16 protein-coding genes, 1 tRNA gene and 1 other RNA gene are annotated in these 15,598 nt (G+C 73.4%); 12 read left to right on the top strand and 6 right to left on the bottom strand.

What is annotated here, in order from left to right; genetic code table 11:
• Positions 1-19: 19 nt before the first annotated feature.
• The 4 genes from ASD16_RS14900 to ASD16_RS14885 all read left to right on the top strand — a co-directional run bounded on the left by ASD16_RS14900 (position 20) and on the right by ASD16_RS14885 (position 2,981).
• Positions 20-1,558 carry an ATP-dependent DNA ligase gene (locus ASD16_RS14900; protein WP_055919038.1) on the top strand — a complete coding sequence of 513 codons (1,539 nt, stop codon included), beginning with the start codon at positions 20-22 and terminating at the stop codon, positions 1,556-1,558.
• Between the two features lie 13 nt (positions 1,559-1,571).
• The gene (locus tag ASD16_RS14895; protein ID WP_055919034.1) at positions 1,572-1,979 is read left to right on the top strand and encodes a hypothetical protein; all 408 of its coding nucleotides are present in this window, start codon (positions 1,572-1,574) and stop codon (positions 1,977-1,979) included.
• Between the two features lie 250 nt (positions 1,980-2,229).
• Positions 2,230-2,670, top strand: coding sequence for a hypothetical protein (locus tag ASD16_RS14890; protein WP_055919031.1), 441 nt, complete (start codon positions 2,230-2,232; stop codon positions 2,668-2,670).
• Positions 2,667-2,981 carry a DUF2314 domain-containing protein gene (locus tag ASD16_RS14885; protein WP_055919027.1) on the top strand — a complete coding sequence of 105 codons (315 nt, stop codon included), beginning with the start codon at positions 2,667-2,669 and terminating at the stop codon, positions 2,979-2,981. The genes ASD16_RS14890 and ASD16_RS14885 overlap by 4 nt, the downstream gene beginning before the upstream one ends.
• On the opposite strand, the gene ASD16_RS14880 is transcribed toward ASD16_RS14885, so the two are convergent.
• On the bottom strand, positions 2,962-3,594 hold the full coding sequence (locus ASD16_RS14880; protein WP_055919023.1) for a hypothetical protein: 633 nt from the start codon (positions 3,592-3,594) through the stop codon (positions 2,962-2,964). The genes ASD16_RS14885 and ASD16_RS14880 overlap by 20 nt on opposite strands.
• 95 nt (positions 3,595-3,689) lie before the next feature.
• Here ASD16_RS14880 and ASD16_RS14875 point away from each other — a divergent pair, with 95 nt between their 5' ends.
• Positions 3,690-4,907 carry a TIGR03862 family flavoprotein gene (locus tag ASD16_RS14875; RefSeq protein ID WP_055919020.1) on the top strand — a complete coding sequence of 406 codons (1,218 nt, stop codon included), beginning with the start codon at positions 3,690-3,692 and terminating at the stop codon, positions 4,905-4,907.
• 3 nt (positions 4,908-4,910) lie between these two features.
• On the opposite strand, the gene ASD16_RS14870 is transcribed toward ASD16_RS14875, so the two are convergent.
• Complete coding sequence (locus ASD16_RS14870) at positions 4,911-5,330, bottom strand: hypothetical protein (protein ID WP_235523329.1); 420 nt, start codon at positions 5,328-5,330, stop codon at positions 4,911-4,913.
• A gap of 170 nt (positions 5,331-5,500) precedes the next feature.
• Positions 5,501-5,585 (bottom strand) — tRNA-Ser (locus ASD16_RS14865).
• 151 nt (positions 5,586-5,736) lie between these two features.
• Between ASD16_RS14865 and ASD16_RS14860 the strand changes: the two genes are divergently transcribed.
• Positions 5,737-6,291 carry a DUF5134 domain-containing protein gene (locus tag ASD16_RS14860; RefSeq protein ID WP_055919015.1) on the top strand — a complete coding sequence of 185 codons (555 nt, stop codon included), beginning with the start codon at positions 5,737-5,739 and terminating at the stop codon, positions 6,289-6,291.
• A gap of 1 nt (position 6,292) precedes the next feature.
• Here ASD16_RS14860 and tsaA read toward each other — a convergent pair whose 3' ends face one another.
• A complete protein-coding gene (tsaA, locus tag ASD16_RS14855; protein ID WP_055919012.1) occupies positions 6,293-6,688 on the bottom strand; it encodes a tRNA (N6-threonylcarbamoyladenosine(37)-N6)-methyltransferase TrmO in 396 nt (131 codons plus the stop codon).
• 76 nt (positions 6,689-6,764) lie between these two features.
• Positions 6,765-8,204 carry a Si-specific NAD(P)(+) transhydrogenase gene (sthA, locus tag ASD16_RS14850; protein ID WP_055919009.1) on the bottom strand — a complete coding sequence of 480 codons (1,440 nt, stop codon included), beginning with the start codon at positions 8,202-8,204 and terminating at the stop codon, positions 6,765-6,767.
• An 88-nt stretch (positions 8,205-8,292) separates the two neighbouring features.
• On the opposite strand from sthA, the gene ffs reads away from it, so the two are divergent.
• Positions 8,293-8,389: signal recognition particle sRNA small type (ffs, locus tag ASD16_RS21495), an RNA gene on the top strand.
• Here the strand turns inward: ffs and ASD16_RS14845 are convergent.
• The gene (locus ASD16_RS14845) at positions 8,388-8,813 is read right to left on the bottom strand and encodes an Lrp/AsnC family transcriptional regulator (protein ID WP_055919006.1); all 426 of its coding nucleotides are present in this window, start codon (positions 8,811-8,813) and stop codon (positions 8,388-8,390) included. The genes ffs and ASD16_RS14845 overlap by 2 nt on opposite strands.
• A gap of 69 nt (positions 8,814-8,882) precedes the next feature.
• Here ASD16_RS14845 and ASD16_RS14840 point away from each other — a divergent pair, with 69 nt between their 5' ends.
• The 5 genes from ASD16_RS14840 (at position 8,883) to ASD16_RS14820 (ending at position 15,571) form a co-directional block, all read left to right on the top strand.
• On the top strand, positions 8,883-9,488 hold the full coding sequence (locus tag ASD16_RS14840; RefSeq protein ID WP_055919003.1) for a LysE family transporter: 606 nt from the start codon (positions 8,883-8,885) through the stop codon (positions 9,486-9,488).
• Positions 9,489-9,603: 115 nt separating this feature from the next.
• Positions 9,604-10,290 (top strand): ABC transporter ATP-binding protein, encoded by a 687-nt coding sequence (locus ASD16_RS14835; protein WP_055919000.1) that lies wholly within the window; start codon positions 9,604-9,606, stop codon positions 10,288-10,290.
• Positions 10,287-11,645 carry an FtsX-like permease family protein gene (locus tag ASD16_RS14830; RefSeq protein ID WP_055918997.1) on the top strand — a complete coding sequence of 453 codons (1,359 nt, stop codon included), beginning with the start codon at positions 10,287-10,289 and terminating at the stop codon, positions 11,643-11,645. Before ASD16_RS14835 ends, ASD16_RS14830 begins: the two co-directional genes overlap by 4 nt.
• 115 nt (positions 11,646-11,760) lie before the next feature.
• On the top strand, positions 11,761-13,113 hold the full coding sequence (locus ASD16_RS14825; protein WP_055920544.1) for an FAD-binding oxidoreductase: 1,353 nt from the start codon (positions 11,761-11,763) through the stop codon (positions 13,111-13,113).
• Positions 13,114-13,153: 40 nt separating this feature from the next.
• A complete protein-coding gene (locus ASD16_RS14820; protein WP_055918995.1) occupies positions 13,154-15,571 on the top strand; it encodes a DNA polymerase III subunit gamma and tau in 2,418 nt (805 codons plus the stop codon).
• Positions 15,572-15,598: the final 27 nt, after the last annotated feature.

Below are 15,598 nucleotides of genomic sequence, written 5' to 3'. Positions count from 1 at the left end.
CGAGCGGCAGGATGCAGGGATGCTGCTGGTCGACCTGGCGACGACGTCGTCCGCCCTCGCGACGACGCGGTCCCGGCTGGCCAAGCGGGCGCTCCTGGTGGACCTGCTGCGCCGGACACCGTCCGAGGACGTCGGGATCGTCTCGCGGTACCTCGGGGGTCAGCTGCGTCAACGGCGGACCGGGCTGGGCTGGCGCTCGCTGACGTCCCTGCCGACGCCCGCGTCCGAACCGTCGCTCACCGTGACGGGGGTCGACGCGGTCTTCGAGGAGATGTCGCGGCTGGAGGGACCCGGGTCGGTCCTGGCCCGGAACGCGCTCGCCGCCGAGCTGTTCGGCGCGGCGACGGCCGACGAGCAGCGGCTCCTGGGTGGCCTGGTCACCGGGGAGCTGCGGCAGGGATCGCTCGACGCGCTGCTCCTGGACGCCGTCGCGGAGGCTGCGGGGGTCCCGCCGGAGGTCGTGCGCCGCGCCGCGATGCTCGCGGGTGACACCGAGCCCGTCGCGGTTGCCGCACTGACGGCTCCCGACCCGGTCGCTGCGCTCGCCGCCTTCACGCTCGTCGTCGGCCGGCCCGTGCGCCCGATGCTGGCGCAGTCGGCGCCCGACGTCGACGGTGCCTGGGCGAGCCTCGGACCGGGTCCCGTGGTCGTCGACTCGAAGCTCGACGGCATCCGGATCCAGGTCCATCGCCAGGGTGACGAGGTACGCGTGTTCACGCGGAGCCTCGACGACATCACCACCCGGGTGCCGGAGATCGTCGCGGCGGTCCGGGCGATGCCTGCGTCGGACCTCGTGCTCGACGGGGAGGCGCTGGCCGTCGGACCGGACGGACGCCCCCGGCCGTTCCAGGAGACGGCGGCACGCTCGGCCACCAAGGACACCGAGGTCGCTGCGGTGACCACGCTGACCCCGTTCTTCTTCGACGCCCTGCACGTCGACGGCGTCGACCTGCTCGACACCCCGCTCCTGCGCCGCCTCGACGCGCTCGACGCCGTCGCGGGGCCGTCGGTGGTGCACCGCCTGGTCACCGCCGACGTCGACGAGGCCCGTTCGTACTTCGCCGACGTGGTCCGCGCCGGTCAGGAGGGTGTCGTCATCAAGGCCGCCGACGCTCCCTACGAGGCAGGGCGGCGCGGTGCGGGGTGGATCAAGGTCAAGCCCCGGAACACCCTCGATCTCGTCGTCCTCGCGGTCGAGCGTGGCTCCGGGCGGCGGCAGGGGACCCTGTCGAACATCCATCTCGGGGCGCGCGACGGCGACGGGTTCGTGATGCTCGGCAAGACGTTCAAGGGCATGACCGACGAGATGCTCCGCTGGCAGACCGAGCGGTTCACCGAGCTCGCCGACGGCCCGACCGACGGGTACGTGGTGCACGTGCGGCCCGAGCAGGTGGTCGAGATCGCGTTCGACGGTTTGCAGCGCTCGACGCGGTACCCCGGCGGAGTCGCCCTCCGGTTCGCGCGGGTGCTGCGCTACCGGGACGACAAGACTGCGGCCGAGGCGGACACGATCGAGACGGTGCTCGCGCTCGCTGCTGGCGTGTCTGCCGGTTCATGACAAGGTTCGGCAGATGGAAGCGCTGACAGCCGAGGACTATGCGTCCATCGACCGCGCGTCCCAGCACCTGCATGGTCGGGGGTGGATCAAGGCATTCTCGCTGAACGAGATGACCGACGCGTGGGCGGCTCTCGTCGGCGAGGTCGAGGAGGGGTACGACCAGATCGTCGACGAGTACACGAACGACCTCGCGTGCCGCGACTGGCTTGCTCTCGCGTGGCCGATGTTGAGTCCGCGCGTCCGGGAAGCGAGAGCCGAGGAGCTGGCGGCCCTGGACGACCGCTTCATCGCGGCGACCGAGGACGACGGCGGACTGGCGATCGGCCGCTTCTCCCGCGTCGAGACCAAGGACGGCTGGTGGTGGCGTCGACGGCCGCGCAAGGCCGCGGGCGAGTTCGCCGCCGACCTGGCTGCCGAATGAGCCGCAGCGGGTTGCTGGAGCGCCGTCGACCGTGACCGACCGCACACGACGACAGGGCGGGTGCGGGGGCGTCACCTTCGACTTCGACTGACCAGCGCTGAGAAGCGTCGGGCCGTGACCGCGCGCTCCCCGGGCGGGCACCCGCTGGCGGCACGCGCGACGAGCGGCGGGGTCGTGATCGGTGAACGCGACGGGACCGGGTACGGTTCCGACCCTGGCGGCGGGCTGCGAGAGGGAGCGAGGATCCGGCGTGATCGTTGAGCTTCTGGGGTCCCTCGTCGGCGGCGCACTCGGTCTTGGTCTGTACGACCGGCACCGGCGTCGACGGCTGGCGCGTGACGACGCCTCCGGGCGTCCGCTCGTGTTCTCCGGCTCGGTGCTCGGCGGAACGTCCTACTGCCATCCGGCCGGAGGGATGCTTCGCGTCGATGGGACGTCTCTGACCTGGCTGACCGGCGTCGGTGGCATGTCGTTCCCCGTCCCGGTCGAGCGGCTCGAGGTGCGAGGCCTGACGGAGGTGTCCCGGTCCGAGTCCTACGCCGGAGGCATCAACGTCGCCGTGGTCTGCGACGACGCCGGGGCGACCGTGCGGATCGTCGTCCTCCGGTCGGACCTGCCGTATGTGGCACGTGCGCTGCCTGGCCTCCTGCCGTTGCTGGCGAGCGGCGAGTCAGCAGGGGCCCGGACGTGAGCCTGTTCCGTCGGCGGACCGAGTGGGCGCTGGCCGACGCCGCGTCGATGCACGCCGTTGCGCCCGAGAGATTCCGTGTCCCCAGCGACGACGCGTTGGCTGCGGTCCAGGTGGGCGACCGGGTCAAGCTGATCGTCGAGCCGTCGACGGGCCTCGCCGAGCGCATGTGGGTCACCGTGACCGAGGTCGGCGAGGAGTCGTTGGAGGGGACCTTTGCTTCCGACCCGGCCGAGCTGCGCGGGCTGCACTCGGGGGACGCGGTGCAGTTCGAGCGTCGGCACGTCGTCGCGATCAGCCGGCGGTCGACCTGACCCCGAAGGTGCGACGGCCGTACTCGAGCCACGCGCCGAGGTACGCCAGGCCGCAGAGCACCCCGACGACAGCGACGACGGCGTTGCTCGCACCGGCCGCCTCGGAGATCAGGGCGCCGAGGGTGCCGGCGACCAGGGCGTTCACGACGTTGACGAACATCGACGTGCTGCCCAGGACATGGCTGAGCGTCGAGCGCTGCAGACCCATCGTGTAGGTGCCCATCAGACCTGCCCGGCCGCCCTCCCAGGAGGTCATCAGGTAGTCGGCGACGCCGGGGTCGATGGCGACGTAGGCCGCGCGGATGCGGTTCATGCCGAGGATGAGGGCGCTGTCGTCGTGACTGGCGTTCATCACGCGCACGCCCGTGAGCGTGCCGAGGATCAGCGCCGCCGACGCCAGCCCGATCGACAGCACCGTGAACGGCGTGCCGAACCCGGAGGCCTGCGCGACGAGCGCCAGGACCACGAGCGACGCCGACACGACGGTCAGGTGGATCGTGATCCTGCTCATGACCTCGGACCACATGGTGCTGCGCGTGCCCAGCAGGCTCCAGTGCTCCGTCGCCAGGATCTGCGCGCGAACGGCAGGGGAGGGCGGGTCGGGCAGCGACATCGGTGTCTCCTTCCGGTGGCCCCACGCTAGGTCTCGCGATCGTGGCCCGGAAGTCGATTCGCGCGTGGCCGTGCGCCGTCCGTTACGTTCGCCCCGTGTCGACACCCAGGACTGCGAGCGTCGTCGGCGGCGGACCTGCCGGGCTGATCGCCGCCGAGGTGCTGGCTCGGGCGGGCGTGACCGTGACCGCGTACGACCGGATGCCGTCGCCCGCGCGCAAGTTCCTGCTGGCCGGTCACGGCGGGCTGAACCTCACGCACACCGAGGATCGTGACGGTTTCCTGGCCCGGTACGGCGACTCCGCCGAGCGGCTCGCGCCGATGCTCGACGTGTTCGGCCCGGCGGACCTGCGCGACTGGTGCGCGGGCCTGGGGGAGCAGACGTTCGTCGGGTCGAGCGGGCGGGTGTTCCCGCGGTCGTTCCGGGCGACGCCGCTGGTCCGGGCGTGGTTGGCGCGGTTGGCGGACCTGGGGGTGCGGATCGAGCGGCGGACGCGCTGGACGGGCTGGACCGACGACGGGCTGAGCCTCACCGGCGTCGACGGGCAGGAGACCGAGGTGCTGTCCGACGTGACGGTCTTCGCGCTCGGCGGTGCGTCGTGGCCGAGGCTCGGCTCCGACGGCGGGTGGGTCGGCCCGTTCGCCGACCGTGGTGTGACCGTGGCACCGCTGCGACCGGCGAACGTCGGGCTGCGCGTCGGCTGGTCGGACACGTTCGCCGACCGGTTCGAGGGGACGCCGCTCAAACATGTCGAGCTGACGGTGCGAGGGCGTCCGGGCGTTCAGGGCGACGCGATGGTCACGCGGGCGGGGATCGAGGGCGGACCGGTCTACGCGATCGGCGCCGCGGCGCGTGACGCCCTCGACGCCGACGGCCGGTGCGTCCTCCAGGTCGACCTGCGGCCCGCGCTCACGGTCGACCAGCTCGCCGAGCGGCTGCAGCGTCGCCGGCCGAAGGACTCCACGTCGAACTGGCTCCGCCGGACCCTGGGTCTGGACCCGGTCGGCATCGCGCTGCTGCGCGAGTCCGGCGCCAGTGCCCTGCCGACCGACCCGCGGGAGATGGCCGCACTGGTGAAGGAGGTGCCGGTCGTGGTGGTCGCGACGATGCCGATCGAGAAGGCGATCTCCACCGCGGGCGGCATCGCGTGGTCGGAGGTCGACGACGCGCTGATGGTCCGTCGGCTGCCCGGCACCTTCGTGGCCGGCGAGATGCTCGACTGGGAGGCGCCCACCGGGGGCTACCTGCTGCAGGCGTCGTTCAGCACCGGGGTCGTCGCGGCCCACGGTGCACTGGCGTGGCTGGAGCGCTGAGGCTCAGCCGCACTCGTCGCAGATGCCCGTCGCCGGGAGCGTCATGAAGCACGTGGGGCACATCGCCGGTGGGGCCTCGCGCACGGCGGTCGCCCGCACCACCGGCGTCCGCGCAGCCCGCGGCGCTCGGGCGGCACGCGCCGGCGCCGGACGAACCGCGACCGCCGGCTCGGTCACGTCGAAACCCCGCTTGCGCAGGATCGCGACGGCGCCGTCCCTGCTGCTGCCGAACTCCTCGGAGGTGGCGAGGCGGCCGGTCGCGAACCGGTGCGCGACGCCGACGACCGCCCGCAGGTCGTACGAACGGCCCTCGTGGACGAGCGCGTAACCCGGGAACGGCTCGAAGCCGTAGACGTCGAGGAAGCCGGTGTCCCCGCGGGAGTCGTACTCGGCGATCGCCTGCAGGACGTTCTGTCTCGACACGGAGGAGAAGGTGGCCACGACTCCGAGCCTACGTCGCGCGCCTGAGCCGGCTCCCGGCCTGGCTTCGCAGCAACGCACCTGCACGCTTCTCCGAGACCGTCACAGGGCGGGCCTGCGCGTGACGAAGGGCCCGTCACGCGCACAGTGCGGATGACGGGCCCTTCGGTGCGCGGAGGATGGGGGATTCGAACCCCCGAGGGCTTTCACCCAACACGCTTTCCAAGCGTGCGCCATAGGCCACTAGGCGAATCCTCCCGGCCGACAGAGGATACCCGACCCAGGACGTGGGACCGAACCGGCCGCCGACGAGCGGCGGTCCGTCGAGCTGGTCGGCGCCAGGGTGTCGAGATCCGTCGTCGCGCGCGTCATGAGGGCATCGACGCGATCCTCCGAAGGAGCCCGGATCATGCCCACCGCCTCAGTCGTCACCGTCGCGCTCCTCGTCTCCACGGGGATCACGTTCGCCCTGGGAGTCGTCGGCTGCTCCCGCCGCACCGCCCGGCGGTGGGCGGGACACAGCGCTATGGGGTTCGCCATGGTGGCCATGGTCGTGCCCTCCCGGGACCCGCTCGGCCCCGCGGCGTGGGCGGTCGTCCTCGGGTGCGTCCTGCTGTGGACCACGGTGGCCGCGCTGCAGGAGCGCGCGGCCGAGGACGTTCCGGGACCGTCCGCGTTCGAGTCGGCACGGGAGGTCGTCGAGCTGGGCCTCATGGTGGTGCTCGTCCTGGTCATGCCAGCGGTGCACGGTCGGAGCGTCGCGCTCCCGGGCGGACACCATGGCGAGTCCGCCGGCGACGTGCGCACGCTCGTGCTGACGGTGCTCGTCGGGTGGTTGACGGCTGCTGTGGCGCTGCACGCGCGCGCGGCGTCGGCGGGCTCGCGCCACGGACACCGCACCCCCGCCGCGGTCGGCGGGTCGGTCGCGGCGGTCGGCACGATGGCCGCGATGGTCGCGATGTGACTCAACGCTCGTCGGCAGCGCCCAGCACCGGCTTGATGTCCACGACGGGGGTCCCGTCGACCGCCTCGCAGCCGGACACGTACAGGTGGAGACCGTCGACGCGCAGGAGCCGGACCCGGTGCAGTCCGATCGGGTTGGGTCGGTCGGGCGAGCGCGTCGAGAACACGCCCGTCACGGGCCGGGTGGTGTCGCCGCGCGGGTGGACGGCGAGCGTCGTGCGGTCGGCGAGGTGGAACCAGGTGAGCAGCAGGAGGTCGTCGCCGGGGCGCAGGTCGGCGGCTGCGGCGGCGACGGAGGGGTCGAGCTCGACGACGACGTCGGGCGCACCCTCGTCGCCTTGTCGAGCGGCGTCGGACGGGTCGACGACCGGGCTGCGCACCCAACCCACGGGTTCCATCTGTCGATGGTAGAAGGCCCCCGAGAACAGCCGGAAGACTTCGTCCTGCCTAGCGCGACAAAGTCTGCTGGCTGAGTCAGAGGCTGAACCGGGCGACTTGGCGGATCTTGTTCGTGGCGTCCAGGGCGGCGACCTTGTAGGCCTCGGACAGCGTCGGGTAGTTCAGGACGGTGTCGACGAGGTAGTCGACGGTGCCGCCGCACGCCATGATCGCCTGGCCGATGTGCACCAGGTCGGTGGCGGACGTCCCGAAGATGTGGACGCCCAGCAGCTCGCGCGTCTCGGTGTGGACGAGGAGCTTGAGCATCCCGTAGGAGTCGCCGACGATCTGGCCGCGGGCGAGCTCGCGGTACCGCGCGACGCCGACCTCGTAGGGGACCGCCTCGGTGGTGAGCTCCGCCTCGGTGCGGCCGCAGTAGGAGATCTCCGGGATCGTGTAGATGCCGATGGGCTGGACGGACTGGAGCTCGCGGGCCGGCTCGTCGAACGCGTGGTACGCCGCGAGGCGCCCCTGGTCCATGCTCGTCGCCGCGAGCGCGGGGAACCCGATGACATCGCCGACGGCGAAGATGTTGGGGACCTCGGTGCGGTACTGCTCGTCGACGGAGATGCGCCCGCGGGAGTCGGCGGACAGTCCCGCCGCCGCGAGGTTGAGCGCGTCCGTCTGCCCCTGCCGGCCCGCCGAGTACATGACGGCGTCGGCGGCGATCCGCTTGCCGGACGCCAGCCGGGTGACCGTGCCGTGCGTGTTGCTGTCGACGCCGGAGACCTCCTCGCCGAACCGGAACGACACCGACAGGTCGCGCAGGTGGAACTTCAGCGACTCGGCGACCTCGGGGTCGCACATCTCGAGCATCGCGGGGCGCTTGTCGATGACGGTGACGCGGGTGCCGAGCGCGGCGAACATCGACGCGTACTCGATGCCGATGATCCCGGCGCCGACGACCACCATCGAGTTCGGCACCTTCTCCAGCGCGAGCACGCCGTCGGAGTCGAGGACCGTGCTCCCGTCGAACTGGACGGTCGTCGGACGGTGCGGCTTGGAGCCGGTGGCGATGATGACGAACCGGGCGGTGACCTGGGTGCGTCGGATGCCGTCGTCGTCGAGGATGCCGAGCGTGTGCGCGTCGAGGAACGAGCCGGTGCCGCTGAGGATGTCGATGTGGTTGCGCAGCAGCTGGGCGCGGATGACCTCGTGCTCGCGGCCGATGACGTGCTGGGTCCGCGCGAAGAGGTCCTCCATCGTGATGTCGGACTTCACGCGGTAGCTCGCTCCGTACACCTCCCGCTGCGCCATGCCCGTCAGGTACATGACCGCCTCGCGCAGGGTCTTGCTCGGGATGGTCCCGGTGTTCGTCGAGACGCCGCCCATCATGTGCCGGCGCTCGATGATGGCGACCTTGTGCCCCAGCTTCGCGGCGGCGATCGCAGCCTTCTGCCCGCCCGGACCGGTACCGACGACGACGAGGTCGTAGTCGTAGCGCTCGGGGGTCTCGAGGGTGCCGTCGCTGGCCATCCTCGAAGTCTGCCCGCGAACGTCGCGTCGCGAGAGTCGAGCGGGTGACCGGCGTGTGAACGAGGGCCCGCGCTGGGTTAGGCTTTTCCCCGACCCCTCGTGCGGCGTCATCTCGCTGAACTCCCCCAGGGCCGGAAGGCAGCAAGGGCAGGTGAGCTCTGGCGGGTGTGCGGGGGGTCCTTTCTATGCCCGCAGCGCCAGGCGGGTGAACGTCTGCCCGGCCCCCGCCTCGCGCTTGAGCCGCCGGACGAACAGGTCGAGGGCCGCCGGGTCCGCGACGACCGCGTGCAGCAGGTAGTCGTACGAGCCGGTGACGTGGACGGCGTCGAGGACCTGCGGGAAGCCCCGGAGCGCCGCGGTGAACGACTCGTTCGTGGTCCCGTCGGCCAGGCGCACCTCGACGAACACCTCCAGCCCGGTGCCGGGGCGTGCGGGCGGCGACGACGCCGTGACGATGGTGAACCCGCGGATGGTGCCGTCCTCGACCAGGCGGCGGACGCGGTTCGCCGCGGCGTTCGGGCTGAGGCCGACGCGCGCGCCGAGGTCGCTGTAGGAGAGCCGCGCATCTGCGGTGAGCTCGCGGAGGATCGCGTCGTCGATGCTGTCCATACGGCGATGATCGCAGAGCGGCCGCGATTTCCGCAGCAGGGGTGAGCCCATTCGGCCACCCTGGAGAGCGTGTCCCCAGCGTTCGCCCTCGGTGTGCTGGCCGGGCTGTCGGTCGCGATGCCCGTCGGCCCCGTCGGCGTCCTGCTCCTGCGCAGCGGGCTGGTCGACGGCGTCCGTGTAGCCGTCGCGGCCGCGTGCGGGATCGCGACGGTCGACGTCCTGTACGCGGTGGTGGCGGTGGCCGTCGGGACCCCGGTGAGCCGGGTCGTCGGCGAGCACGCCGCCCTGGTCCGTGGGGTGAGCGCCGCGGTCCTCGTCGTGATCGGCATCGTGGGGCTCGCCGCCGCCGCCCGCAGGGCAGCACCCGAACCCGGGCAGGACCGGACGACGTCGGCGACGCGCACCTACGGGCGGTTCGTCGCGCTGACGGCCGTCAACCCGCTCACCGCGGTCACGTTCACCGCGATCGCGGTCGGGCTCGCGGTGCAGGTCGACGGCGCTGGGTCCGTCGCGGCCTTCGTCGTGGGCGTCGGCCTCGCCTCGCTCGCCTGGCAGCTCCTGCTCGCCGTCGGCAGCGGGCTGCTCGGGCTGCGGCTCCCACCGGCCGCCCGAACGTGGGTGTCGGTCGCGGGCTCGGCCGTCGTCGTGCTCGCCGGCGTCGCGCTCGTCGTCTGACGATGCCGTCATCCGACGGTCCGACGCCGGTCCCCCTGCGGGTGCACGCCCGGCCAGGGTGAAGGATCCCGGGGTCCGACGCGGAGACCCGCCCTCGCCGGGGAGCCTGGGCAGCATGAACACCGCCACCCCACGCCTGTCCGCCCGCGGCCTGGTCAAGCGCTTCGGCTCGACGACCGCGCTCGCCGGGGTGGACGTCGACCTCGCCGGCGGGGAGTCGCTCGCCGTCATGGGTCCGTCCGGCTCCGGCAAGTCCACGCTGCTGCACTGCCTCGCCGGGATCCTGCTGCCCGACTCCGGCACGGTCGCGCTCGACGGCCGAGAGGTCGGCGGGCTGTCCGACCGCGAGCGCTCGCTCCTGCGCCGCAAGCACTACGGCTTCGTGTTCCAGTTCGGCCAGCTGCTCTCCGAGCTGCCCGCGATCGAGAACGTGGCCCTGCCGGCGATGCTCCTGGGCACCCCGCGTCGTGATGCGACCGAGCTGGCGGGCCGGTGGCTGGCATCGCTGGGTCTCGCTGGCATGGAGGGGCGACGGCCCGGTGAGCTGTCGGGCGGGCAGGCGCAGCGGGTCGCGGTCGCGCGGGCGCTCATCACCGGTCCCGCGGTCGTGTTCGCCGACGAGCCGACGGGTGCCCTCGACCAGAGCACCGGCCACGACGTGATGCAGATCCTCACGGAGACGACGAAGGCCGCGGGGGCGTCGCTCGTCGTCGTGACCCACGACGCGCAGGTGGCCGGCTGGTGCGACCGCCGCATCGAGGTCCGTGACGGACTGGTCCGTCACCCGGAGACCGCCCGATGAACACGGTCCTCGCACTCGCCCCTCGGCTCCAGCGCGCGGGGGGCCGGGACGCGCGCATCACGACGAGCCTGGCGATCACGGCGTTCGCCGTGACGACGGGCCTCACGCTCAGCGTCGTCGGCGGTCTGCTGGGGTTCACCGCCCGTGCGGAGGTACCGGTCCCGGAGGGGCAGGGCGACGACGCGAGCGTCTACGTGATCCTGGCGTGGATCGCCGTGGTCCTGCTCGTCGTCCCGCTGATCACCCTCGCCGGTGCCGCTGCTCGCCTGGGAGTCGCGCGTCGGGACGCCCGCCTCGCCACGCTGCGACTGCTCGGCGCCACCCCGCGCGAGGTGGTCGGCCTCACCGTCACCGAGACCGCCTGGCAGGGTCTCGTCGGGGCGTTCCTCGGCGTCCTGCTCTACGTGGTGCTGCTGCCCCTGTGCGCCCTCCTGCCGTTCCAGGGCACCACGTTCACCGTCGGGGAGCTGTGGGTCGGGTGGGAGGGCCTGGCGATCGCGCTCGTCGGGGTGCCGGCCCTGGCCGCCCTGTCCGGTGCGGTCTCGCTGCGGCGCGTAACCGTGTCGCCGCTGGGGGTGGCCCGTCGGGAGACGCCCAAGAAGATGACCTGGCTGCGCGTGGTCGTCGCCGTCGTCGGGATCGGCACCTTCATGGTCGTCAGCTCCGCCGCCGGTCAGCTCGGGGCCGCGGCCGGTGCTGCGCTCCTCGGGGCGATGGCGGTCGGCTTCATGACCCTGAACGCCGTAGGCCCGTGGGTGCTCGGACTCGTCGGCAAGGCGCAGCTGCGGCGTGCGTCGACGCCCGCGCGACTGCTCGCCGCGCGCCGGCTCCTCGACGACCCCAAGGCAGCGTGGCGCGTGGTGGGCGGGCTCGGGCTCGCCGGGTTCGTGGCCGGGGCGCTCTCGATCCTGCCGACGATCGTCGCGGTCGACACCTCGCAGGACCCGCAGGGCGCGATCCTCATGGACGACCTGGTGACCGGTGCGATGGTCACGCTGGTGGTCGCGTTCCTGCTGGCGGCCGTCTCCGCGGGCATCGCGCAGGCCGCCTCCGTGCTCGACCGGCGCCGCGAGATCGCGCTCCAGAGCCTGGCCGGCACGCCCGCCGAGCTGCACGACTCCGTCCGCCGCCGCACCGTGCTCGTCCCGCTGCTCTTCGTGGCGGTCGGGTCGGCGGTCACGGCCCTCGTCATGTTCTACCCACTGCTCGGCGTGCAGTCCATGCTCTCCCCGCAGGGTCCCCTGATGCTCGTCGGGTTCCTGGCGGGCGGCTGCGCGCTGGTGTTCGCCGCCACCGAGACCTCACGGCCGCTGCTGCGGTCGGTGCTGGCGGACACGGTGGTCCGCGCGGACTGAGCACGCGTCTGTTGCCCGTCCGGGCGGAGTGCTCCTCGGTTCCTTGACGACGTGCGTGGACCCCGCTGCACTGGACGAGGTCGCGGTCTGGTCGCACGGCAGGGGGCCTCTCGACATGACGCAGACGACGAGCTCCGAGGTGGGTGCCCGCGTGCGCGCGGCCGTCCGGGGTCGGGTGTGGCAGCCGGACGACGACGGGTACGACGACGCCCGGCGCGTGTGGAACGGCGCGGTCGACCGCCGACCGGCGGTCGTGGTCCGGTGCGCCGATGCGGAGGACGTGCGGACCGCGCTGCTGGTCGCGCGCGAGTGCGACGCCCCGCTCTCGGTGCGCGGCGGTGGGCACGACTGGGCCGGCCGCGCGCTGGGCGACGGCGCTGTGGTGCTCGACCTGTCCGCGCTCCGCGACGTCCAGGTCGACCCGCGTGCCGGCGTGGCCGTGGCACAGGGCGGCGCGCTCGTCGCGGACGTCGTGGACCCGGCTGCCGCGCACGGTCTGGGCACCGCCACCGCCGTCGTGCGGACGGTCGGCATGGCGGGGATGACGCTCGCCGGTGGGTACGGCGGGCTCGCGGGCCGGTTCGGGCTCGCGCTCGACAACCTGATCTCGGCCGACGTCCTGCTCCCCGACGGGACCCGGGTGGTCGCAGGGCCGGACGGGGACCCCGAGCTGTTCTGGGCGCTGCGCGGCGGCGGCGCGAACTTCGGGATCGTCACCGCAGCGCGTTACCGGCTGCACCCGCTGGGTCCGGTGCTCGGCGGCATGGTCCTGTTCCCCCAGCAGCAGGCTGTCCAGGTTCTGCGCGGCTACCGCGACCTGATCGCCATGGCGCCCGACGAGCTCACGGTGATGGCCGGCTTCGTCGCCGGGCCGACGGGGGAGGCGGCGGTGTTCCTCGCGCCGACGTGGAGCGGCGACCCCGTCGCGGGCGACACCGTGCTCGCACCGTTCTTGCGGCTCGGCACAGTGGTCGCCGGGGGCATCGGCCCGCTGCCCTACGGAGACCTGATCCGGATGTTCGAGCAGGGCGCCCGACCCGGTCAGCACTACACGCTGGGCACCCGCTGGCTCCCGACGCTCTCCGACCACGCGATCCAGGTGCTCGCCGAGGCGGCCTCGACCTGGTCGTCGGCGTCGTCCCTGCTTGCCCTGCACCACTTCCACGGCGCCGCCACCCGCGTGGCCCCGGACGCGACCGCCTTCGCACTGCGCTCCGAGCACCTGCTGGCGGAGGTCATCGCGGCGTGGCCCGGCGGTGATCCCACGCCGCACCGCGCCTGGGTCGAGCGGGTCACGGACGCCCTGGCGCCCGGGGCGCTGCCCGGTGGCTACCCGAACATCCTCGGTCCGGACGACGCCGAGCGCGCTCGGCTCGCCTTCGGCGCGAACGCCGACCGGCTGCTCGCCGCGAAGCGTCGCTACGACCCCGACGGCGTGCTCACCGCGATCGCTTCTCTGCCGACCTGAGCGGCGACGGCTGTCGGCGCGGGCGTCTAGAGTCCGTGGCGTGACGACAGCCCTGTACCGCCGCTACCGGCCCGAGAACTTCTCCGAGGTGATCGGCCAGGACCACGTCACGGCTCCGCTGCGGCAGGCGCTGCGCAGCGGTCAGGTGAACCACGCCTACCTGTTCTCCGGCCCGCGCGGCTGCGGCAAGACGACGTCGGCGCGCATCCTCGCCCGCATCCTCAACTGCGCGCAGAACACCGAGGAGAACCCCACCGACACCCCGTGCGACGTGTGCCCGTCGTGCGTGGAGCTGGCGCGAGGGGGACCGGGCAGCCTGGACGTCGTGGAGATCGACGCGGCGAGCCACGGCGGTGTCGACGACGCCCGCGAGCTGCGGGAACGCGCCACGTTCGCGCCCGCGCGGGACCGCTACAAGGTGTTCATCCTCGACGAGGCGCACATGGTCTCGAACCAGGGCTTCAACGCGCTGCTCAAGATCGTCGAGGAGCCGCCGCCGCACATCAAGTTCATCTTCGCGACGACGGAGCCCGACAAGGTCATCGGCACCATCCGCTCGCGCACCCACCACTACCCGTTCCGGCTGGTCCCGCCGGACGTGCTGGTGCCGTACCTGCAGCAGCTCTGTGACAGCGAGGGCGTGCCGGTCGCGTCCGGCGTGCTGCCGCTCGTCGTGCGCGCCGGCGGCGGCTCCGTGCGGGACACGCTCTCCGTGCTCGACCAGCTGATCGCGGGCTCGGGCGGGGGAGAGCTCGGGTACGAGGGTGCCGCCGCCCTGCTCGGGTACACCCAGGCCTCCTTGCTGGACGACCTGACCGAGGCGATCGCCGCCCGCGACGGCGCCTCGGCGTTCCGCGTGGTCGAGCGCGTGATCTCGACCGGCCACGAGCCGCGGCGCTTCGTCGAGGACCTGCTCGAGCGGCTGCGCGACCTCATCGTCATCGCGGCCTCCGGCGACGCCGCCGATGCCGCCCTGCGCGACGTCCCCACCGACCAGCTCGACCGCATGCGGCTGCAGGCCCGGCACCTGGGTGCCTCCGAGCTGTCGCGGTCGGCGGACCTGTGCAACGCTGCGCTCACCGAGATGACGGGCGCGACGTCGCCGCGGCTGCACCTCGAGCTCCTGATGGCGCGGCTCCTGCTGCCCGCCGTCGAGGACACCCGCTCCGGGTTCGGCGCCCGTCTCGACCGGCTCGAGCGTGGGCTGCCCGCCGACGGCGCCGCGGCGGTCCGGGTGCCGGTCGCCGGCCCGCCGGCTGCGCCGCAGGTCGCTGCTCCTTCGCGACCGGAGCCAGCGGCCGCCGCGCGTGAGGCCGCGCCTGCGCCGGCTGCGCGTGAGGCCGCGCCTGCGCCTGCTGCGCGTGAGGCCGCGCCTGCGCCGGCTGCGCGTGAGGCCGCGCCTGCGCCGGCTGCGCGTGAGGCCGCGCCTGCGGCTGTTGCGCGTGAGGCCGCGCCTGCGGCTGTTGCTGCGCGTGAGGCCGCGCCTGCGCAGCGTCCGGTGCCGGTGGCTGCACCGACGACCGGGCCGGGTGGGCACGACGCGTCCGCCGACGTGCCGCCGACGGCCGGCCCGACGGACCTCGGCGACGACAGCCCGCCGTGGGATGTCGCTGCGCCGACGACCGACGCCGACTCCGATGCCGTCGCCCCCGCCGCGCACCCCGCAGGAGCCGCGGACGCAGCCCCCGCCGCGCACCCCGCAGGAGCCGCGGACGCAGCCCCCGCTGCGTCGGCGCCCGTCGTCCAGCCGGCTGCCACCCCGCCCGCCGCGCCGGCGGCCGCGACGCCGCCCCCTGCGCGCTCGACCGGGGGGCCCGACACCGAGGTGCTGCGACGTCGCTGGCCGGAGGTCCTCGAGACCGTCAAGGGTCTGCGCCGCGTCACGTGGGCGCTCATCGACCCGCGCAACGCCCAGGTCGCGGAGCTCGACGCCTCGACGCTGAAGGTGGCCTTCGACAACCCCGCGCTCGCGACCACGTTCCGCAACGGCGCCCACGCGGACGTGGTCGCCCGGGCCGTGCGGGAGACGCTCGGGTTCGACGTACGGGTCGAGGGCATCCTCGCCGAGCAGGCGACGTCGGCCCCTGCTCCCGCCGCGGCTGCCCCTCGGCCTGCCGCCGACGAGCGCAGCAACCCCCGGGCGGTGACCCCTGCGGAGGCGGCGGCGTCGTGGGACGACGAACCCCCGATGCCTGAGCCGCCCGACGACGAGCCCGGTGAGCCGGGCGTCCCGGACGCCCCGCCGCACGACGTCGCACCGCCGGCGCCCGGCACGGCCCGCGAGCGCGGCATGGCGGCTGCGCGGGAGTCGGCGGCACGCGTGATCCCGGGCGTGCCGGACGAGCCGTCGCCCGACGACCCGGACATCACGACGTCGAGCCTCATCGGCGCGCCCCTGGTCGCGCAGATGCTCGGCGGGACGGTCATCGACGAGCAGCTGGACGACGGCACGTCCTGATCGCGTGGTCGGTCAGAGGGTGGCGTC

Source organism: Cellulomonas sp. Root485 (assembly GCF_001426705.1).
GTDB lineage: Bacteria > Actinomycetota > Actinomycetes > Actinomycetales > Cellulomonadaceae > Cellulomonas.
Note: the sequence above shows the minus strand (reverse complement) of the source record. Positions and strands in the feature narration are given on the sequence as shown.

Bases quoted from the DNA above. Each gene is read 5' to 3' on its own strand.
- sthA (WP_055919009.1), bottom strand. From the start codon at position 8,204: ATGGCCAGCGACGGCACCCTCGAGACCCCCGAGCGCTACGACTACGAC.
- ASD16_RS14825 (WP_055920544.1), top strand. From the start codon at position 11,761: ATGACGCAGACGACGAGCTCCGAGGTGGGTGCCCGCGTGCGCGCGGCC.
- ASD16_RS14860 (WP_055919015.1), top strand. From the start codon at position 5,737: ATGCCCACCGCCTCAGTCGTCACCGTCGCGCTCCTCGTCTCCACGGGG.
- ASD16_RS14900 (WP_055919038.1), top strand. From the start codon at position 20: ATGCTGCTGGTCGACCTGGCGACGACGTCGTCCGCCCTCGCGACGACG.
- ASD16_RS14845 (WP_055919006.1), bottom strand. From the start codon at position 8,813: ATGGACAGCATCGACGACGCGATCCTCCGCGAGCTCACCGCAGATGCG.
- ASD16_RS14895 (WP_055919034.1), top strand. From the start codon at position 1,572: ATGGAAGCGCTGACAGCCGAGGACTATGCGTCCATCGACCGCGCGTCC.
- ASD16_RS14835 (WP_055919000.1), top strand. From the start codon at position 9,604: ATGAACACCGCCACCCCACGCCTGTCCGCCCGCGGCCTGGTCAAGCGC.
- tsaA (WP_055919012.1), bottom strand. From the start codon at position 6,688: ATGGAACCCGTGGGTTGGGTGCGCAGCCCGGTCGTCGACCCGTCCGAC.
- ASD16_RS14880 (WP_055919023.1), bottom strand. From the start codon at position 3,594: ATGTCGCTGCCCGACCCGCCCTCCCCTGCCGTTCGCGCGCAGATCCTG.
- ASD16_RS14830 (WP_055918997.1), top strand. From the start codon at position 10,287: ATGAACACGGTCCTCGCACTCGCCCCTCGGCTCCAGCGCGCGGGGGGC.